Below are 20,732 nucleotides of genomic sequence, written 5' to 3'. Positions count from 1 at the left end.
TTCTCCACGACTGCATGAATGACAGCCGCTCCATTTTGATGGCCTTGCCACCGCCTTCATTTCAAAAAGTTACCGAAAACATTGATCCGCAAGGTTGTATTTTACAGATGCGCGCGGCTTGGGCGGGTCATGCTTTCGGGCGAAAGCAGTTTCTCAAGTTGTTCTGCAGTCATCACGCCATGTGCAAGCGCCACTTCAGAGACGGATTTATTGGTATCCAGGGCTTCTTTGGCTATTGCCGCCGATTTTTCGTAACCGATAACGGGCACAAGATTGGTCACGATACCGATGGAATTGATTACGAGTTCCAGGCAACGTTCCCTGTTGGCGGTAATGCCTTCCACACATTTTTCCCCAAGCGTTCTGCATCCGATGCCCAGACGTTCCACCGCCAAAAAAAGCGTGTGGGCAATTATCGGCTCCATGACATTCAGTTCAAGTTGCCCCGCCTCTGCGGCCATGGTTACAGTCATATCCTTGCCAATGACGTCAAAGCATATTTGGTTGATCACCTCGGGAATGACGGGATTGACCTTGCCGGGCATGATGGAGGAACCCGGCTGACGGCGCGGCAGGTTTATCTCGTTAATGCCCGTGCGCGGCCCGGAAGACAGCAGCCGAAGATCATTGCAGATTTTTGAAAGTTTGACGGCAAAACGCTTGAGCACACCCGAAATCTGCACATAGCTGCCTGTGTCCCATGTGGCTTCAATCAAGTTGTCTGACGTCACCACATTGAGCCCGATAAGGTTACTGAGATGGTTGCAGACAATACGCGAATAATCTGAAGGCGCGTTGATGCCGGTGCCGATGGCCGTGGCCCCAAGGTTGATTTCAAGAAGCAGCTTACGATTCTTTTCAACGCGCAGAATGTCTTCGCCTATGGTTGTTGCGTAAGCCGAAAATTCCTGGCCCAACGTCATGGGCACGGCATCCTGCAACTGGGTACGGCCCATCTTTACCACATCGGCAAATTCCACGCCTTTGCGCGCAAAGCAGCCCTGAATATACCGCATGTGCTCCATAAGGTTGGTCAGATCGGCATACAGAGCCAGCCTGAAGGCTGTTGGATAGGCATCGTTGGTGGATTGGGAACAGTTGACGTGGTTGTTGGGGTGGCAATACTGGTAATCGCCCTTTTCATGCCCCATGATTTCCAGAGCGCGGTTGGCAATAACCTCATTGGCGTTCATATTGGTAGAGGTGCCCGCCCCACCCTGTATGGTGTCCACCGGAAACTGGTCGTGCAGTTTGCCCGCCAGCAGTTCATCACATGCGGCGCAGATGGCCTTGCTTATGTTTGCAGGCAATGCGCCCAGTTCCGCATTGGCAAGGGCCGCAGCCTTTTTTACGTAAGCCAAAGCCCTTATCAGCGAAGGGCATTGGGAGATTGTGCGGCCAGAAATGCTAAAATTCTGCACAGCCCGCATGGTTTGCACGCCGTAATAGGCATTGGCAGGAATTTTCATTTCGCCAAGAAAATCGTGTTCCACACGCGTTTTCATTTTTTGCTCCAAGGTTGCGGCCATATGCAGACTGCGCCGCAATCCAAAATGGGTTTTGCGCTTTTCCCCATAAGAATCATGGGGGGACTCTGTAAGTAATAGAGTCAGTCTGTGTATATCTGAACCCTATCCTGGCAACAAGCATTTGCGGCGCAAGACCGCAGCCATGCCCGTGGGTTATGCTTCCGCTTTCAGGATTTCCTGCTGCTCTCCAGCGTCAACGGGTATGTTGCCTGTTTCACTTTTTTTGTACGCGTCCTTTACCGGCCTTGCTCATACACCACCGCGTCTATTCTACTAATATCATGAAAAAATTATTTTTCGTGGATGTCGAGAGTTCACGTTTTGCTATGGAAAGAGCGGACTGCTTGACACAAATCTTCTTGCATCCTAGGTTTAGTTCAACAATTAGGAATTCATTCCAAAATATTGGAAAAATCTATGTCAACATTACAAAGAACTATGGCGATTCTTGAGTGTCTGGCGGAGCAAGGCTCAGCCAACACAGCGCAGTTGATTGAACATTCCGGCATGCCCAAAAGCACTGCTTACCTTTTGCTAAAAGAATTACAAGAACTCCGCCTGGTAAAACAGGATGACAGAGGCAATTACCGATTATGGGTAAGGCTCATCGCCCTGGGAGAAAAAGCCGCGGCGCAGCTGGATGTCCGCGAAATATCCCGTCCGCACCTTACCGTTCTTATGGAGCGCACTGGTTTACTCTGTCACTTCGGCATAGTGGACGGTGATTCTGCCTACTATATTCTGAAAATTGAATCGCAGGGTACCATAAGCGTACGTTCCTACGTGGGTAAAAGGCTTTCTCTATACAGATCGGCCCTTGGGAAGTGCCTCTTGGCATGGCAGCAGGACAGCATTCGCGAATCCATTATTGCCGGGACAACGTTTGTGGGCACCACCCCCACTTCCATCACCAATTCTGAGGCTCTACGTGTGGAACTGGCACGCATTCGCCAACAAGGATGGGGGTTTGACAATGGGGAAGACGAGCCGGACGTGCGTTGCGTGGCCGCCCCTGTATTTGACGCAAGGGGCGCGCTGGCCGGAGCAATTTCGGTTGTTGGCGCGTCCATGCAGATATCGGACGATACCGTTCCGGAGCTTGCGCGCGGTGTTGTTGCCTGCGCGAAAGACATATCACGTGATCTGGGTTGGAACGGGTAAGGCGCGCAGCCTTCTGTTTCAGGCGGACAACTAACCAGCAACATGGAGGAAAAAATGAATCTTCCCAAAATCAAGCAGGTTCGGGCGTATTATTGCGGCGGTGCGACTGCCAAGGCTGCGGGTGGTGGCGGAGACTACCATGACCAGGCAGGAAAACACTGGATCGACGACCACATTGCCACGCCTATGAGCAAGTACAAGAAGTATGAGCAGTCGCGTCAGTCTTTCGGCATCAATGTGCTGGGCACCCTTATTGTTGAAGTTGAAGCGGAAAACGGTGTTACCGGTTTTGCCATTTCCACCGGCGGCGAACTTGGCTGCTTTATTGTTGAAAAGCACCTTAACCGTTTCATTGAAGGCCGTTGCGTCAGCGACATCAAACTTATTCACGACCAAATGATTAACGCCACCATGTACTACTCTGGCTCAGGCGGCGTGGTCATGAACACCATTTCCTGCGTTGATCTGGCTTTGTGGGACCTGTTCGGGAAAGTGCTCGACATGCCGGTCTACAAGCTGCTTGGCGGCGCTGTTCGGGACGAAATTCGTTTTTATGCCACTGGAGCGCGCCCTGACGCTGCCCAGAAGATGGGCTTCATCGGCGGAAAAATGCCCACTCACTGGGGACCGCACGACGGCGACGAAGGCATTCGCAAAGATGCGGCCATGGTTGCGGAATACCGTGAGAAATGCGGCCCTGATTTTTGGCTGATGCTCGATTGCTGGATGAGCCAGGACGTGAATTACGCCGTCAAGCTGGCTCACGCCTGCGCGCCGTACAATCTGAAATGGATTGAGGAATGCTTTCCCCCGCAACAGTACGACAGTTACAGGGAACTGAAGCGCAACGTGCCTGCGGGCATGATGGTGACCACGGGCGAACACCATGGCACCATCCAGTCGTTCGGCACACTTTCTGACACCGGCGTGGACATCATGCAGCCAGATGTGGGCTGGTGCGGCGGCATTACAACACTTACCGAGATAGCGGCTATTGCCAAATCGCGCGGGCAACTTGTGGTGCCGCACGGCTCCTCCGTCTACTCGCACCATGCCGTCATCACGTTCGTCAACACCCCGTTCAGCGAATATCTTATGACCAGCCCCGACTGCCTTGAGGTACGCCCGCAGTTCCACCCGCTTCTGCTCAACGAACCCGTGCCGGTGAACGGACGCATTAGCAAGGAAACTCTGGATAAGCCTGGTTTCGGCGTTGAATTGAACAGAGCGTGCGACATCGTCCGCCCCTTTGAACACTAGGAAAGGATCGGCCATGAATTCGACGCGAAGGGGTTCCGACCCCTGCCACGAAAATCGGGCCACCGGGTGGCACCCCGGCAGCCCTCTCTCCCATAGCTAATGACCGTGCAACAGGAGCAGAATATGTCACCTGATATTGAGCAGGTTGTCAACAAAACTCGCCTGCGGCTTATTCCTTTCATGCTGATGCTGTATATTCTGGCATTTCTGGACAGGGCGAACATTGGATTCGCCAAACAGGCCTATCAGATTGATACTGGCTTGAGCGACGGCGCTTTTGCCATGGGCGCCGGCATTTTCTTTGTTTTTTACGCTGTGCTCGGGGTTCCGGCCAACCTGCTGATGCGAAAATTCGGCGCACGGGCGTGGATTGGCGGCACTACCCTTGTGTGGGGCCTGCTTTCAGCGGCCATGGCCTATGCGGACACGGAAATAAAATTTCTGCTTGTTCGCAGTCTGTTGGGCGCGGCCGAGGCGGGGTTCTTCCCTGGCATGATTTACCTTACATCCCAGTGGTTTCCACAAAGCAAGCGCGCTGGCATCATGGGGCTCTTTTATATGGGTGCTCCGCTGGCGCTTACTCTGGGTTCTCCTTTATCCGGCGCGCTGCTCGAGATGCACGGCTTCATGGGACATCCTGGATGGTACTGGATGTTTGTCATTGAAGGCGGACTGGCTCTTCTCGCTGGTGTGGCTACCTTCCTGTATTTGGACAACACCCCCGCTGAGGCGCGTTTTCTCAGTAAAGCTGAAAGAGATCATCTTGCTGCCACGCTTGCGGCAGAAGAAAGCGGCAAAACAACTTCACGCATCAGCGACGGCATGCGCAATAAAACCGTGTGGCATCTGGCCGTCATTTACATGATCATTCAAATCAGCGTTTACGGGCTGGTTTTCTATCTACCATCACAGGTGGCGGCGCTGCTGGGTACAGCCGTTGGCTTCAAGGCTTCGCTTGTTACGGCAATTCCCTGGATTGCGGCCCTCTTCGGCACCTATTACATTCCCCGCTATTCAGACCGCACGGGTGAACGGCGCAACATCGCCGCCCTTACCCTGCTTATGGCGGGCATTGGCATTGGCGTTTCCGCGCTGGCAAGTCCGGTTATAGCAATTGTGGCCTTGTGTTTTGCCGCGGCGGGATTTATTGCGGTTCAGCCCGTATTCTGGACAATGCCCACGAGCATGCTCACGGGCGCGGCACTTGCCGCTGGTATCGGATTTACCAATATGTTTGGCGCAATCGGCGGTTTTCTTGCCCCTAACATCAAGGCTCAGGCCGATATCCTGTTTGGCAACAAATTGGCCGGTCTGCTGACGCTTGCAGTCATCACCATAATCGGTTCCATCGCCATTATGATGTTGCGCAAGGACAAAAAAGCGCAACCTGAAAAGCAGTCGGCATAGCGACTTGCAAAATAACGAGTACACACCATGAAACAGAAGAACAGGTTCAAGGAAGCCATTTCCCGTGGCGAAGTGCAGATAGGTCTTTGGCTGAGCACCGCCTCATCCTACATTGCGGAAATGGCGGCCACGTGCGATTACGATTGGCTGTTGATTGACGGAGAACATGCGCCAAACAATGTGCAGACGCTGCTGGCGCAACTGCAGGCCGTGGCGCCCTATCCGGCGCACCCGGTGGTGCGCCCCCTTGAAGGTGATAAAGCACTGCTGAAACAGGTGCTGGATATTGGCGCGCAGACAGTTCTGGTTCCCATGGTGGACACTGCGGACGACGCCCGCCGCATGGTGAACGCCTTGCGGTATCCCCCTCATGGCGTGCGCGGAGTTGGAGCCAGTATTGCGCGGGCTTCCCGCTGGAGCCGCGTACCCAATTACATGGCGCAAGCGGAAGAAAACCTGTGCCTGCTTGTTCAGGTTGAAAGCCGCAAGGCGCTTGAAAATCTGGATGAGATTATTGATGTGGAAGGCGTGGATGGCGTGTTTATTGGCCCTGCTGACCTTTCAGCTTCTCTCGGGCATCCGGATGATGCCGGGCACCCGGAAGTTACGGCAATAATTGAACGCACAATCCGCCGCATTCGCGAGAAGGGCAAAGCCCCCGGCATTCTCGCCGTGGATCCGGTTATGGCGCGCAAATGCGTTGAATGGGGCGCAACTTTTGTTGCCGTTGCCGTTGACACCATGCTCTTTATAGATGCCATGGACAATGCACTGGCCACCTACAAAAACATTTCCGGAACTACCGGGAAAAAAAACAGTTACTAGCCTGTGGATATTGCCAAGGTGTTCCCTCGCACCCTGCAACACCACTGAACATGTCCCCACCAGCGGGGGCCACGCAATGAACGGCGCGGCCCCCGCTTTTTACTGCATAATATATGATGGTTGCGCACAACGGAAAAGGGATCACGCCAGGCACCTCAGTGCGCGGGCGGACACAAACCCTACAGGCAATGCGCAGCAGCAAGCTTGGAGGCGTGCTGTTTTATGAGGTCCTTAGAAGGATTTTTGCGGTTTTCAGCAGAAACGGCCATGGTAAGGCGAAAAATATCCACGCCGTACTCCTTTGAAGCTTCGCGCAATGCCGCAGTATTCGAAGAATGACATCCCGCAAGGCCAAAGACCAGATCAAGGGGCACGACAGGCGCCCTGTAACCGTGTTTCTCCATGGCGGGCGCAAGCTTTTCATCAATAAACCGCAAAAGGACGTTCAGATCAGCCGAGCGAACCCCGAGCCGGTCAAAAACGGCTACCGCGATCTCCGTTGCCAAATTACCCGCGCTGCGGGCCATACCCATCAAACCACAGTCGATGATGGCGGCACCTTCCCTGAAAGCCGCAACTGCGTTGGGCACGGACATACCCAGATTGTTATGCCCATGGAAACCTACGGGAATACTCACCCGCCGCACCATTTTACTTACATAGCTGCAGACTTCATCCGGCATCATGGTTCCTGCGGAATCCATAATGGTCACCATATCCACGCCCATATCCTGCAATCGCGCGGCCTCGTCGGCCAGGGCATCGGGGCTGAGCACATAGGCCTTCATCATTGAATAACAGGCCTCAAGCTTGTGCTTTTTTACCAACTCAACAGCCTGACGCGCCTTGTCGCCATCACCAGCATTGGCACCAACGCGTAAAAAGCTCAGGCCAGCCTCTGCGGCCGCCGCCACACGTGCTTCCGTAGCGTTGCCAGCAAGAATGAACATGCCCAAACGAGCCTTATCCACCAGCGGCTTGGCCAGGGCCATATATTCGGCATCAGTCAGCGGGGCGACCTTACCCTGCTCTTCGCCCGCGGCAATGCCATTGGCATTGCCGTATTCGATATACCGTACGCCGCAATCAACAAGTCCTTTCAGCATAAGTTCCGTCAGATCAGCCGGAAACCCGTTGCCAAGCACATTGCCGCCGTCACGAAGGGTGCAATCAAAAAGTTCCATATATTTCTCCAGAGCACTGTTGTTTAAAGGAAGGCCCTTAGCGGAACCGACGCCCTTCAGCGGGGTCGGCCTTCTTGAGAATCAGCAGGTTAATCAGGCCCAGCGCACCTACAAAAATGAGGATATAGGCGGGAATCATGATGTCGTTGAACTTGGAAATGAGCCACGTGGCCAGAAACGGCGTGGTGGCCCCACCCAAAACAGCCCCCATGCTATGCCCGAAGGAAACCCCTGTGCTGCGCACGCGGGGTGGCAACAGCTCCGGGTACATGGAATATGACCCAGCCTGGCACAAGGCATAAGGGATCATGGTGGTAACCAGTGCAAAGATGGCCATGCCAAAGCCCTTGCCCATTATGGCGTAGCAGGGATAGCTCAGCACGATATAGCAGACGTAGCAGGCCACCAGCGTTTTAACTGGGCCTACGCGATCAGTAATGAGGCCGAACAAGGGTATGAAGAGCGCCGCACAGGTCACGGCTATCAGGACGATAAAGCCAACTTCGGTGGCAGGCATTTTCAGCACTGTGCGCATATAGATGGCGACATACACGGTACCGCAGTACGTGCCCACGTTCTGAACCAGCGAGTACATGAACAGCTTGCACAGTGAAGCTGGATACTGATGTATCAGCTCCTTGATGGGGGCCTCAGAAAGCTTGCCCTCGTTCTTCATGTTGGTGAAGTCGGGAGTATCCTCGATTTTTAGACGCATCCAGAGGCAACCGAGCATGAGGGGCATGGCCACCAGAAAGGGTACGCGCCAGGCCCAGCTTGCGCTTTCGCCAACAAACAGATAGGCGGCCAGCCCGGTAAGGCCAGCGGCCCCGGCCTTGCCCAAATTGGCCACGCTGGGCACAAAGGAAAGATACAGGGAGCGGCGTTCTGCGGGTGCCCATTCACGAATGTACGAAGCCGCGCTGCCTATCTCGCCCCCGGCGGAAAAGCCTTGCAATATGCGGCAAAGAATCAGCAGGATAGGCGCAGCAATGCCTATCTGATCGTAGGTGGGTAAGCAGCCGATGGCCGTACAGGCCACACCGATAAGCACCACCGTAGCCACAAGCGAAAGTTTTCGCCCGTAGCGGTCACCAATGTGCCCGAAAAATAGGCCGCCCAATGGCCGGACGATAAAGGCCAGACCAAATACGGCCAAGGTGGACAGCAATGAAACCGTGGGGTTGTCGCTGGGGAAAAATTCCTTGGATATGCGGGCAGCGCAGTAGCCGTATACTGAAAAATCGTAATATTCCAAAAAAGTACCGAATGCGGCGGCCGCAGTGGCCTTTTTCGCTTCGCGCAATTTTTGTTCTTCAACCGACGTGGTTGTATCCGTCTGAGTCATAGCGGAATCCTTTTCGGTAACAGGCTAAAACAAAAGGCTATACCGCATAGGGATAGAGCGGTTTTTCACCGTGCAACACGGCAAGCACATCGTCCACAACCGTATTGCCAACGCGCACAAGCGATTCGTGCGTACTGCCGCCTATATGCAGGGTGCCGATAAAGTTGGGCAATTGCAGCAGAGGGTTTTCCATGGTGGGGGGTTCCTGCACAAATACGTCGCTGGCAGCGCCGTAAATAGTCTTGCGCGCCAAGGCCTCGTAAAGGGCGGATTCGTCAATAACCCCGCCGCGCGCGGTGCTGACGATAACGGCCGTGGGCTTGCAGCAGGCAAACTGCGCGGAGCCTATGAGCCCTCTGGTCGTCTCGGTAAGTGGCACACTCACGCTGATGTAGTCTGCCTCGCGCAGCATGCTTTCAAGAGTTTCATGCAAGTGCACGCCGCGCTCTTTCGCTGTGGCCGCTTTCATATAGGGATCGTAGACATGAACCTCCATGCCGAACCCGTTCACGGCAATCTGCGCCACGCGTGAACCTATGTTGCCGAAGCCTACAAGGCCAAGCGACTTCCCGGAAATCTCAAGGCCTGTAAGAGTTGCGGGGGCTATGCGCTCTGCCCCTCGGCGTATGTGCTCCATATTGTCGCGCAGCTTGCGGGCAGTGGCGAGAATAAAGCCAAAAACCAGTTCGGCTACTGAATTTACGTTGCTCAGCGGGGTATACACAACAGGTATGCCCCGCTCCTTGGCTGTGACCAGATCAATGGCGTTCACGCCAACGCCATGCTTGCCAATAACCTTCAGCCCCGGTGCAGCAAGAATCTGCTCGCGCGTGACGGACGCCGCGCGCACAATGACCGCATCCGCTCGGGAAAGGTCGTTTTTTTCCGGATCATCCCACGCCACTACTTCCGCCTCGGCACGCAGTTTGCGCATGGCGCTTTCGTCTATGGGTTCTATGACATGAACTCTCATGGTGTCCTCCCAATGAAACATGGCGAATGCATTCTTGCGCCAAAAAGCAAGAGACATGCCAGTAGAGTCCAGTAGTTGCAGGACAGCACAAATAAATTTAAAAATTCATATTTTACAATATATTACAATAAATAAGTATTGTTTTGCCTTCAGCCCGCCCCAGAATACCGGCGAGTTCAGAATGATGATGTTGCATCTATCTGTTTCATTTATGTTTCATTTGATATACCATGTATCAAAAGGAAACAATTTGCAGATGGAGACGTCCATGGTTCATATCCGCAGGGAAGACATTCTGTTCATCACCCCAAGCGAACCGATTACCAACACTATCAGCAACATTTTCAGCCGCATCGGCGAGAGCTTCCTTGTTTATGAAGCAGCGCTGGAAGATGCAGTGCGCCTTGCCCAAAGCCATATCGACCAGGGGCAGGCCATGGTTGTTGTCAGCAACGGCGGCACGGCTGCCCTGCTTAAAGCAGCCCTCAAAACGCATGTGCTGGAGCTTAGGTATACGAGCGTGGACATGCTGCGCGCAGTCAACCGCGCTTTTGGCCTTGCGGATAAAATCGCGGTGGTGGGATTTGAATCCTTCACCTACAACGCTCTTGCCCTAAAAGATTTTTTTGAAAAACCGGTGGTTGTGGAAACCCTGACGGATCTTGCCGATATATCGGAAAGACTGCGGCAGCTCATTGCCAGAGGCGTAAAGGCCTTTGTGGGCGGCTCGCCCGTGGTAAACGCCGCACGGGCTCTTGGCGCGCAGGGCGTACACATCGACATGGATCCGCGCGTCATTCAGGACGCCATTGAAGAGGGCAAGCGCATTGTTTCGCTCCAGAAGGAAAAAGACCTGCGCCTCGGCACAATCAATGCCCTGCTCAACTCCATCAACGATGGCATTATCGGCATTGATGCCTCGGGGCATATTTCTGAGATAAACCGCATTGGCCTGGAGCTGCTTGGCCTGCGGCGGCAGGACGTGGTGGGGCGCGACGTGCACGAGGTTTTGGGCATGCCCTGGGAATCCTGCATCCAGACGCCTGAAAACGAACAAGCCTCCGAAGTATGCCTGATAGGCGGCAATTCTCTTGCCGTTACCAGTGTGCCCATCCACGTGAACGGACACAGCCGGGGCGCGGTGCTTACCTTGCAGGAAGTACGGCGCATCCAGTCTCTGGAACAGCGGGTGCGCAAACGGGTACGTGATTCTGGGCATGTGGCCAAAAGCACCTTTGCCGATGTGGTGGGAAAATCGGAATCACTGGAAAAAGCGAAAAAACGGGCCTTCACCTATGCGCAGTCTGAAAGCACTGTTCTCATTTACGGCAAAACAGGTACAGGCAAGGAGCTCTTTGCGCAGTCTATCCACAATGCCAGTGCCAGGGCAGACAGCCCCTTTGTGGCCGTAAACTGCGCCGCTCTGCCAGAAAACCTGCTTGAGAGCGAGCTGTTCGGCTATGTGCGAGGGGCTTTCACTGGCGCCAGCGAAAGCGGCAAAATGGGTCTTTTTGAAATGGCCCACTGCGGCACCATTTTTCTGGATGAAATAAGCGAAATGCCTTTGCCCCTGCAATGTCGCCTGTTGCGAGTCCTACAGGAAAAAGAGGTCTCGCGCGTGGGCGACAACAAGGTAACGCCGGTGGACGTGCGCATTATCGCGGCCACCAACCGCAATCTGGCGAAAGAAGTTCAGGCGGGACGGTTCAGGGAAGACCTGTACTACAGACTGGCGGTGCTCATTCTGGAGCTTCCCCCGCTGGTGGAGCGCGTGGGTGATATTGGCCTGCTGGCGCGGTTCATACTGCACAGAAAATCCAAAGAACAGCACAAGCCCATGCCACCGATAGATCCCCGGGGGATGGCGCTTCTGGAAACTATCCCCTGGCCTGGCAATGTACGGCAACTGGCCAATGTTCTGGAGCGGGCCATGGTCATTGCTCCACACGGTGTGCTTTCTGAAGACATCATGGCCGATTCCCTGCGCAGTTGCCACCCATACGAACAGACATGCGCAAGCGATGTTGCGCCAGTCGTCAGGCAGCAGGACTCCCCTGCCGCCAGCCTTTATTCACTGGAAGCACGCGCCTTGCGCGACATGTTGCGGCAATGCGGCGGAAACAGAAATGAATCTGCGCGCCGGTTGGGCATTGGACGCGCGACACTTTGGCGAAAAATGAAAAAATTCGGTTTGTTTGAACAGGATATTTTGCCCGAAACCAGGGAGGAACCTGAACGGAAAAACAAACAATAGTATCGGATACTCCCAGTTGCGCATTGGCCAGCTCTCCCGGGGCTCTGCTCTTCCGTAATTCGCCTCCGCTTCATTCAGGTGCTCCTATGCCAAGGAGCACCATCTTTTTGACGGCATTAGTACCAGATGGGTTGGTACTGGCACCCTGTTGCCAGATAAGCTGCCGAATTCAGGCAGTCCCTCAGACAAATTGCATTTTTTTCAACCCCTTCCACCGCGATCACGTCCTTTATTCCTCAAATATTGCAGCCAGTAGTGCTGCCAGCCTTTGGCTCCCAACTGCTTTCCCCACCGCTTTTCCATCGTCATTCCTGCGCTTACCCACATTGTCGAGCTTTTTTCAAGTTGGTATTGACATTCTTTTTCAATTTAATTAATTGGATTTAACAGAATTAGTTAAGACTAACTTTTATTTGCAATCGAGGAACGCAGATGCAGCCCCAACCTAACCAAAAAATTTACGAAATGCCCGACCCGGGCAAATTATCGGCGGCGTCAGGGCGCGCGCCCAAAGACCTTTCCGCTTTTTTTGCCAAAGAAGGCGTATGCGCCCTCTCGCACGCCTTTGACGCCAAAATCGCCATGCACCCCGGCACTGGCGGCAACATGATTGAGCCGGAAAGCATACAGAGCCATATGGATCTGCTTTTGGCCTCGCCCCTCAGGGGCAAAACAGTGGCCTACATCCATGTGCCCTTTTGCCAGACGCATTGCCTCTACTGCGGGTTTTACAACAAGGCCTATCACGAAAGCGACAGCCGCCTGTATGCCGACGCCCTGCTGGCTGAGCTGCAAATGTGGCGTGAGCGCAAGGCCGTGCAGAGCACGCCGGTTCATGCCGTGTATTTTGGCGGCGGCACCCCCACAGCCCTTGAAGCAGAAGACCTCCAGCGCATTCTTGAAGGAGTGCGCGAGGCGCTGCCGCTGGCCAACGACTGCGAAATCACGGTTGAAGGCAGGCTCACCAATTTCGGGCCTCGTAAAATGGAAGCCTGCCTTGAAGGCGGCGCAAACCGCTTTTCGCTGGGCGTTCAGAGCTTCCATACCTCCATTCGGCAGTCCATGGGGCGGCTGGGATCGCGCGACGACATGGAGCGCGGCCTTGAGCAACTCCTGAGCTACGATCAGGCCGCTGTCATTGTTGACCTTATTTACGGTTTCCCCAACCAGACTCTGGGACTCTGGCGCGAAGACATTGCCGTTGCCCAATCCCTCAACCTTGACGGGGCGGACTGCTACCAGCTCAATGTGTACCGCCAGACCCCGCTTGGGCGCGGCATAGAACAGGGCAAGATTGCCCCCACGGCGGATATTCCCCTCCAGTCGGCCATGTACGCCGCAGCGGTGGAAGACATGGAAGGGGCCTTCTACCGCCGCCTTTCTCTTAGCCACTGGGCGCGCACGTCGCGCGAGCGCAACCTTTACAATCTGTACGTTAAGGCTTCGGCCAACTGCCTTGCCTTCGGCCCCGGCGCAGGGGGCAATCTGGGCGGGCACTTTTACATGAACAACAGCAATTACGCAGAATGGCAGCAGGCCGTTCGTGACGGACGCAAACCCTTGGCCTTTGTGCAAAGCCCCCAGCGCCACTACTTCCTCTACAGGTCGGTTGCCGAGTGTATGGAGCAGGGCTGGATGGATGTAAAAGGCCTTGAGCGTCGTTTTGCCCTGCCTCTTGGTCAAATATGGGAGCCAGTGCTTGCCCAGTGGCAACGCGCCCAACTGCTTGAATGGCATGATGGCCGGGTGGTGCTCACCATGGCCGGGCAATTCTGGCAGGTAAACCTCACACAACTTTTACTCAATTTTCTCAAGGCGATGCTGGAGGAAAAGAATGTCGCTGCTGCGTAAATTAAACGCTCAGGCCCTGCCCTTGGGCATTGCCGGGCTGCTGCTCTGGGGGGCACCGGCCCCGGCCCAGACCCTTGAGACGGAAACCGTCAAAGTTTCTGCCTCAAGGGTGGAAAAGGAACTGCTCGACGTGCCCATGTCGGTGAGCGTGGTCACCAAGGAGCAGATCAAGGAATCGACAGCGACAACTGTCGGCGGCCTTCTGGAAGACGTGCCCGGCGTGCAGGTTGTCAATTCGGGTGCGCAGGGGCTGAAGCGCATATCCCTGCGCGGTGAAAACCCCACCCGCGTGCTTATTCTCATCGACGGGCAAAAAATTGCCGAGAACAAGTCCATGGACGGCACGCCGTTGCTTGTTGACCCGGCAATCATTGAGCGCATCGAGGTCATCAAGGGTCCTGCTTCGGTGCTCTACGGCTCCGAGGCGCTGGGCGGCGTTGTCAACATTATCACCAAGAAAGGCGGCACCAAGCCAATCCAGGGGCAGATAACCAGCAGCTACAACGGCTCGACCAAGGGCTTTGACGAGAGCCTGTCCATCTACGGCGCATACAAGGGATTCAAGTACCGCGCCACGGGGTTCAACACCTATCAGCACAACCTTTCCACGCCTGACGGCGAGGCCCCGCATTCAAAGTTCAAGGAGCAGTCCGGCTCCGCCTTCCTGAGCTACGACTTCAGCGACAAATTTACCATGGGCGGCTCCTACGAGCAGTTTTACAGCGACGTCATGGCCGGAACCACGGAAGACAATTCGTTCTACGTTGATATCTCCCCCTGGGAGCGCAAAAAAGCCGCCGTCTTCATGGAGGCGAGGAACCTCACGTCCTTCCTGCCCAAGCTCCGGCTGGATGCCTTCTGGCAAGACACCCACAAAAAAATGCTCAACCATGTGGAGGCGACCTCCGGCACAACCTCCGTGCTCATGAACAACTACGCGGACAACACCAACGAGCAATGGGGCGCGAGCATGCAGAGCGACTGGGCTCTGGGCGAAAGCAACTACCTCATTGCCGGCTATGAATTCAACCGCGACGGGCTGGATGCCGATACCAATACCTATTCCAACATGTCCATTCCCATAACGCCGTTCATGACCAGAAAAATCAATTCCCTCACGCACTACAAGTACGAGGGCTACATGGACACGCATGCCGTGTACGGCCTCATGGAAACCAAACTGCCTTGGGACTTCACCCTCAACTACGGCGTGCGCCAAACCTGGGTGCGCTCAACCATGAACACGGCGCGCGGCGACAAAACCACAACATCCCAGATGATGGGCCCGCCCACCACCACGTATTCCAATCCCAGCGCAGGCGGCGAGGGCAGCTCATGGGAATCCCAGCCGGTATTCAACCTGTCGCTCATGTGGCAGGGCATTGACGACATGACCTTGCGGGCCGGTTTTTCACAGGGGTTCAGGGTACCCAACCTTCAGGAAAAATATATCATCTCAAGCATGGGCGGCGGCACGGTTGAACCCAACGCATCACTCAAGCCCGAGCACTCCAACAACTGGGAAGTGGGCGCGCGCTACGCGGCTCACGGGCTGGCTCTTGATGCGTCACTTTTCTACACCGTGGCTACGGACTACATTGCCACCGAACAGATCGGCAGCACTACCTACCGCTACCGCAACGTCAGCACGGCCAAAACCCACGGCATGGAACTGAGCGGCAGCTATGACCTGCCCTTCGGCTTCACTCCCTACGTGTCCGCTACCTGGATGAAACGCCAGTATGACAACGGCGACTATACCACGTGGAAAACCGGCGTGCCAGAATGGACAGGCCGGGCAGGCGTGCGCTCGCTCCACTCCGTCACCGACGATGTGGACATCATCGGCGATGTTTACGCCCGCTTTGCCAGCCAGACGCAGACCGAAAGCGGCTCCAGCCGCATCGAATACAAAAACGATGCGTGGACAACGGCCAATGCCATGCTGGGCGTAAAGTTCGGCAAAGAAAAGCAGTACATGGTTGTGGGCGAAGTGCTTAACATTTTTAACCAAAAATACAGTCTTGAACCCGATGCCGCCATTTACGAACCGGGAGTTCACGCCAACATCAAGGTGAGTGTGGAATTCTAAATCAGGTATCTGCCCTTGTGCTGATATTGAATTTCGTATTCATTTTCTGTACAAGGGCAGATATTGGAGTCACATCATGAGTGAACTGGTTCATCGATACTGGAGCGCCCACGAGCTCGTTGTCATTGGGGTTTTTGCCGCTGCGGCCAAGGTTTCCACGCTGCTGGTGGCCCTGGCCGGGGGCGGCATGAACCCGGTTTCGCTACTGCTGAAAAACCTGATCTACACGACCCTGCTGGTGGTAATGCTCTACAGGGTACGCAAGGCGGGCACCTTGCTGCTGTTCTCGCTGGTCAGCATGCTCGTAAGCGCCCTGTTGCTGGGGGCCAGCATCACCCTGCTGCCCGCCATATTGCTGGGCGCTCTCATGGCCGAGGCCTTTGTCGCCCTTGGCGGCGGTTACAGCAGGGCATGGGGCCCGGTGTTGGCCGTGGGCGTGTTCGACATTGCGAGCCGGGTCTGTTCACTGGGGATTTCCTGGTTGTTTATGCGCGAAAACCCTTCCCTGCTCATGGCGGCGGTGCCGGTGGTCATACTGGGGTATCTGGGGGCGGCGGCGGGTCTGTTCACCGGGTACAACGCTGTAAAGGAGCTGCGCCATGCGGGCATTGTTCGACAATAACACGGCAGACGCCGCAGGCTGGCTGCCCAAGGTGGACGCACGCGCAAAGCTGGCCCTGAGCGTGGTGGCGGCAATCGGATCTCTGGTTGTTTCAAACATTCAGGGCCAGTTGCTGCTCTGCGGATTTTCTATGTGCTACGCGCTTTCTCTGCGCAAGCCAAAGGCGCTGCTCTGGGCATATGCTTTTTTCACCCTCATGTGCGGCATGGCAATGGGCTGCATGTGGATCATGGGACAGTTCATGCCGTCGCTCAACAAAGCCGGATTTACAGGGCTTGTTGTTCCCTTTTTGCGCATGCTCACCATGCTGCACGTGGTTCTGCCCATGGCGCTTTCCACACGAGTGCAGGATCTGCTCAACGCCCTGCGCGGCATGCGGCTGCCATTCTGTATCTATCTGCCCGCGGCGGTTGTGGTGCGCTTTATCCCCACCTTTCTGGCCGATGTGCAGCAGGTCACGGAATCGCTGCGGCTTCGGGGCTACAGACTTTCACCATGGGGTATCACCTGCCATCCGGTGCAGAGCATGCGACTGCTGTTCACTCCCCTGCTGTTCCGCTCGCTGCGCACATCAGAAGACCTTGGCATCGCGGCAGAACTCAAGGGCCTGGGCTACGGCAAAACCATGACCCCCTATAAAACCTGCCATTGGGCCCTGCGCGACACCCTGCTGCTGATTGCGGCCTGTACGGCGCTGGGGGCGGCTCTGGCGCTGCAAATGCATCTGGGCGGAACCAGCCTTGGAGGAATGCGCTGATGCTGCGTTGTGAAAACGTCACCTACACTTACCCGCACCAGCAAAGCCCTGCCGTGCGCGACCTCAGCCTGAACGTAAAGCCGGGCGAACTCGTACTCTGCACCGGCGCAAGCGGATGCGGCAAATCCACGCTCATCCGGCTGCTCAACGGCCTGTGCCCCCATTACTTCAGCGGTGCGCTGCAAGGCCGGGTGCTGGTCAACGGCGCGCCCACCACGGAGCAGACCCCGCCCCAGCTTGCCCGTCAGGCCGGAACCCTGTTTCAGGATCCCGAACAGCAATTTTTTGCTCTTAATGTTGAAGATGAACTTTCATTTGCTCTGGAATGGCAAGGCCTTGGCATTGAAACCATGCGCCATGCCGTTGCCGGGGCCGTCAGGCAGTTTGGCCTGGAGGAAATTTGCCGGTCGTCCATACATCAGCTTTCTGAAGGCCAAAAGCAAAAGGTCGGTCTTGCCTCCCTGTGGACCCAACGCCCGCAGGCCCTTGTGCTGGACGAACCCACGGCCAACCTCGATCCGGAATCCACGGCCGAACTGGCCCTCAAGCTGGCCCAGCTCAAGGAGCGCGGCATGGCGATTCTGGTGGTTGACCACAGGCTCTACTGGCTGACCGACGTGGTGGACAGGGTTGTTGTGATGCGCGAGGGACGCATTGAGGCGGAGGGCGACTTTACCATGCTGCACGATGCGGAACTGCGGCGGCGCTTTGGCCTGCGCGAGGCTCGCGTTCCCGATGCGCGCCGCACCCTGCCCGGCTGCACCAGCGCCCACGGGCTGATACAGGCCCGCGACCTCACCCATGCGCACAAGGGCCGCAAGCCCCTCTACGAAGGCGTAAATTTTGACCTGCCCGGCGGCGTCACTGCCATCATCGGGCACAATGGAGCGGGCAAAACCACTTTGGCCCGGATTCTTGCTGGCCTCGACCAGCAGCAGAACGGTGAAATCTTCATTCGCGACCAACCGTGCGATGCAAAACAGCGCATGCGCCATAGCGGCCTGGTGTTGCAGAATGCCGACCACCAACTGCACATGCGCACCGTGGAGCAGGAGGTGCAGACCTGCCTGGAACTGGCCGGGCAAAAGAACCACGACCATGCGCGCATGCTGCTTGAAGAATTCGGCCTGCTGCATCTCGCCGGGCGGCATCCGCAGTCGCTTTCCGGCGGGGAAAAGCAGCGTCTGGTCGTTGCCTGCGCTCTGGCAAAACGCCCTTCCCTGCTCATTCTGGACGAACCGACCAGCGGCCTTGACGGGGCCAACATGCACAGGCTTGCAGCCGCCATTGAGCGGCAGGCCCATCAGGAACGCAGCGTGCTGCTCATCACGCATGATCTGGAGCTGCTGGCTGGCATGGGGCGGCAGGCGTTGCGCTTGCCGCTGGTCAGCCCCCGGCACATTGAAACCCCGCTGACGGAAACTCCTGCCCGCAGGCAGCACGGCAATGCCCCAGACATCATCGCTCAACACAAAAACCCCACCGCTCAGGCGGTGTAAAGGAAGCCGCCATGACAACGGCAAACAGCGACACACTGGCCGACAAGGTAGCGGCCCTGCTGACAGAGAGAAAAATGGTCATGCTGGACACGCTGGCGCAGGCCTGCGGCGTCAGCGAACTTCAGGCGGCAGAGGCTCTGCCCCAACCCATGCGGGCCTTTGCCGCAGCGGCGGACTTTGACGCCATATGGGCCGACCTTACAGCCTGGGAATCAGCCACGTTCATCATGCGCCACGGCGGCAGCGTTGTGGAGATCAAGGGGCAGATCCCCGCTGGCAAGCACGGGGGCGGCTATTTCAACCTCGACCACGGCTGCCCTCTGGGCGGGCACATTTGCAGCAGCAACATTGCCCGCATGGCTTTTTTGTCCCTGCCCTTCATGGGGCTGGAAAGTCACAGCATCCAGTTTTTTGATGCAGCGGGCGCTGTTGTGTTTTCCATCTATGTGGGGCGCGAAAACCGCGCACTCATCCCCTCGGTAAAAGAACGCTTTCTGGCGCTGCGCATGGCGCTGGGCAAGGAGAATGTGCAATGAAAACTCTGGTGGTCTACTCCTCCCGCACTGGTAATACGGAAAAAGTGGCCCGTGCCGTGGCTGAGGGCCTGCACGACTGCGCCATCTACCCTATAAAGGATGCCCCAAACCCCAGCGGCTATGACTTTGTGGCAGTGGGCTACTGGGTGGACAAAGGCATGCCCGATGCCGACGCCAAACGGTATATTGAGAGCATGGAAAACTGCACCGTGGCCCTGTTCGGCACCCTTGGGGCATGGCCTGACTCTGAACACGCCGCAGATTGCAAAAAAAAGGGAGAAGCCCTGCTCAGCGAGCCGCAACGTGGCAACAGGATTCTGGGATCATTCCTGTGTCAGGGCCGCGTTGACCCGGCGGTTGTGGCCATGATGCAGAAAATGGCCGACAACGCCCACCCCATGACGGACGAACGCCGCGCCCGCCTTGAAGAAGCCGCCAAGCATCCCGATCAGGAAGACTGCCGACAGGCGCGGGAATACATCACGGCCCTTGCAGCCACGGTATAACAGAACAGGCCCGCCTGCGGCGGTGCCGCAAAAACCTGCCGCAGGCGACCTTGCACGCATGGAGGTCAACATCATGAAAAAACTGTCAGTCTTGCCCGGTCTGTGTTCAGGATCAACCATGGCTTCGCTGACGTTGCACGGTGGCCTTATCGCCCTTGCCCTGCTGTTGGGTGGGCAGGCCTCCCTGCCGCAGGAAAAGGTCTATCGGGTGTCGCTTGCGCAGATGGCTGCCAGCGTTCGCCCCTCTGCTGCCCTGGGCCTGCCGGATGGGGGCGCGGCAGCTCCGGCTAGGGCGATCACGCCGCAAGAGGTGATAAAGCCGCAGGAAGCGCAGCAGCCGCAACCCGTGAACACCATGGCGCAGGCGGCTGAAAAAATGGTTTCGCCAGTCAAAAAAAAGACCAGCACGAGCAAGCCCCCGCAACAGGCCATACAACGGGATGTACAGCGGGCCGCATCGGTCAAACCTGTGCAAACCGCCGCTGCAGTGCAGACGCAGCAGCAAAACGCCGCAGAGACAGCCCCCAGCGCAGGTGCTGAGGCACAGGCCAGGGGCGTTGCAGGCGGCAAGGGAGCTGCGGGGCATGGAAAAAACGGCGCGGAATCAGGCGGCGCAGCCAGCCCAAGCGTGCTGCACAAGCTGCTGGGGGCCATAGAACAGTATAAGAACTACCCCAAGCACGCACGGCGCACCGGAGCCGAGGGCACAGCCATACTGCTGGTGCAGGTGGGCAACGATGGCAAGGTCACTGGATCATCGCTGCACAGGGGCAGCGGCCACGGCGTGCTGGATTCGGCCACGGAGCAGCTGGGTACAAGGCTTGCCGGTCTGGATACCGGAGTTCGCGGCAGCAGTTTTAGCGTGCGGGTGCCTGTGGAATACTCGCTCCATTAGAGCGGGTCGGTCGAGAGCGCCCCCGCAAGTGCTGAT

The 20,732-nt window shown here is 56.4% G+C and carries 17 protein-coding genes; 13 read left to right on the top strand and 4 right to left on the bottom strand.

All coding sequences use genetic code 11. The features are described 5' to 3' along the window. Positions 1-101: 101 nt before the first annotated feature. Positions 102-1,505, bottom strand: coding sequence for an aspartate ammonia-lyase (gene aspA, locus QZ383_RS01760; protein ID WP_291442510.1), 1,404 nt, complete (start codon positions 1,503-1,505; stop codon positions 102-104). Positions 1,506-1,946: 441 nt separating this feature from the next. Between aspA and QZ383_RS01755 the strand changes: the two genes are divergently transcribed. The 4 genes from QZ383_RS01755 (at position 1,947) to yfaU (ending at position 6,182) form a co-directional block, all read left to right on the top strand. Beyond that, positions 1,947-2,690 carry an IclR family transcriptional regulator gene (locus QZ383_RS01755; protein ID WP_291442509.1) on the top strand — a complete coding sequence of 248 codons (744 nt, stop codon included), beginning with the start codon at positions 1,947-1,949 and terminating at the stop codon, positions 2,688-2,690. A gap of 54 nt (positions 2,691-2,744) precedes the next feature. After that, a complete protein-coding gene (gene rhmD, locus QZ383_RS01750) occupies positions 2,745-3,950 on the top strand; it encodes an L-rhamnonate dehydratase (RefSeq protein WP_291442508.1) in 1,206 nt (401 codons plus the stop codon). Between the two features lie 123 nt (positions 3,951-4,073). Next, positions 4,074-5,357, top strand: a complete 1,284-nt coding sequence (locus QZ383_RS01745) for an MFS transporter (protein ID WP_291442507.1) — start codon at positions 4,074-4,076, stop codon at positions 5,355-5,357. A gap of 27 nt (positions 5,358-5,384) precedes the next feature. Then, positions 5,385-6,182: a 2-keto-3-deoxy-L-rhamnonate aldolase gene (yfaU, locus tag QZ383_RS01740; RefSeq protein WP_291442505.1), complete on the top strand. Its 798-nt coding sequence runs from the start codon at positions 5,385-5,387 to the stop codon at positions 6,180-6,182. Positions 6,183-6,361: 179 nt separating this feature from the next. On the opposite strand, the gene QZ383_RS01735 is transcribed toward yfaU, so the two are convergent. The 3 genes from QZ383_RS01735 to QZ383_RS01725 are packed head-to-tail and all read right to left on the bottom strand — an operon-like array spanning position 6,362 to position 9,684. Then, positions 6,362-7,366 (bottom strand): 4-hydroxy-2-oxovalerate aldolase, encoded by a 1,005-nt coding sequence (locus QZ383_RS01735; RefSeq protein WP_291442503.1) that lies wholly within the window; start codon positions 7,364-7,366, stop codon positions 6,362-6,364. A gap of 37 nt (positions 7,367-7,403) precedes the next feature. Next, a complete protein-coding gene (locus QZ383_RS01730) occupies positions 7,404-8,711 on the bottom strand; it encodes an MFS transporter (RefSeq protein WP_291442502.1) in 1,308 nt (435 codons plus the stop codon). 37 nt (positions 8,712-8,748) lie between these two features. Beyond that, complete coding sequence (locus QZ383_RS01725; RefSeq protein WP_192111550.1) at positions 8,749-9,684, bottom strand: hydroxyacid dehydrogenase; 936 nt, start codon at positions 9,682-9,684, stop codon at positions 8,749-8,751. A gap of 268 nt (positions 9,685-9,952) precedes the next feature. Between QZ383_RS01725 and QZ383_RS01720 the strand changes: the two genes are divergently transcribed. The 9 genes from QZ383_RS01720 (at position 9,953) to QZ383_RS01680 (ending at position 20,696) form a co-directional block, all read left to right on the top strand. Further along, the gene (locus QZ383_RS01720) at positions 9,953-11,938 is read left to right on the top strand and encodes a sigma 54-interacting transcriptional regulator (protein ID WP_291442500.1); all 1,986 of its coding nucleotides are present in this window, start codon (positions 9,953-9,955) and stop codon (positions 11,936-11,938) included. A gap of 432 nt (positions 11,939-12,370) precedes the next feature. Then, complete coding sequence (gene hutW, locus QZ383_RS01715) at positions 12,371-13,789, top strand: heme anaerobic degradation radical SAM methyltransferase ChuW/HutW (RefSeq protein WP_291442498.1); 1,419 nt, start codon at positions 12,371-12,373, stop codon at positions 13,787-13,789. Then, the gene (locus QZ383_RS01710; RefSeq protein ID WP_291442496.1) at positions 13,773-15,881 is read left to right on the top strand and encodes a TonB-dependent receptor; all 2,109 of its coding nucleotides are present in this window, start codon (positions 13,773-13,775) and stop codon (positions 15,879-15,881) included. Before hutW ends, QZ383_RS01710 begins: the two co-directional genes overlap by 17 nt. A gap of 76 nt (positions 15,882-15,957) precedes the next feature. Then, complete coding sequence (locus tag QZ383_RS01705) at positions 15,958-16,503, top strand: MptD family putative ECF transporter S component (RefSeq protein ID WP_291442494.1); 546 nt, start codon at positions 15,958-15,960, stop codon at positions 16,501-16,503. Continuing rightward, positions 16,481-17,260 (top strand): energy-coupling factor transporter transmembrane component T, encoded by a 780-nt coding sequence (locus QZ383_RS01700; protein WP_291442492.1) that lies wholly within the window; start codon positions 16,481-16,483, stop codon positions 17,258-17,260. The genes QZ383_RS01705 and QZ383_RS01700 overlap by 23 nt, the downstream gene beginning before the upstream one ends. Further along, positions 17,260-18,759 carry an ABC transporter ATP-binding protein gene (locus tag QZ383_RS01695; RefSeq protein ID WP_291442491.1) on the top strand — a complete coding sequence of 500 codons (1,500 nt, stop codon included), beginning with the start codon at positions 17,260-17,262 and terminating at the stop codon, positions 18,757-18,759. The genes QZ383_RS01700 and QZ383_RS01695 overlap by 1 nt, the downstream gene beginning before the upstream one ends. 11 nt (positions 18,760-18,770) lie before the next feature. Beyond that, positions 18,771-19,295 (top strand): heme utilization cystosolic carrier protein HutX, encoded by a 525-nt coding sequence (hutX, locus tag QZ383_RS01690; protein WP_291442489.1) that lies wholly within the window; start codon positions 18,771-18,773, stop codon positions 19,293-19,295. Next, positions 19,292-19,801 (top strand): flavodoxin family protein, encoded by a 510-nt coding sequence (locus tag QZ383_RS01685; protein ID WP_291442488.1) that lies wholly within the window; start codon positions 19,292-19,294, stop codon positions 19,799-19,801. Before hutX ends, QZ383_RS01685 begins: the two co-directional genes overlap by 4 nt. 73 nt (positions 19,802-19,874) lie before the next feature. Then, on the top strand, positions 19,875-20,696 hold the full coding sequence (locus QZ383_RS01680; RefSeq protein ID WP_291442486.1) for a TonB family protein: 822 nt from the start codon (positions 19,875-19,877) through the stop codon (positions 20,694-20,696). Positions 20,697-20,732 lie beyond the last annotated feature (36 nt).

Origin of the sequence: Desulfovibrio sp. (genome assembly GCF_019422935.1) — a bacterium.
In the GTDB taxonomy this organism is placed as follows: domain Bacteria; phylum Desulfobacterota; class Desulfovibrionia; order Desulfovibrionales; family Desulfovibrionaceae; genus Desulfovibrio.
Note: the sequence above shows the minus strand (reverse complement) of the source record. Positions and strands in the feature narration are given on the sequence as shown.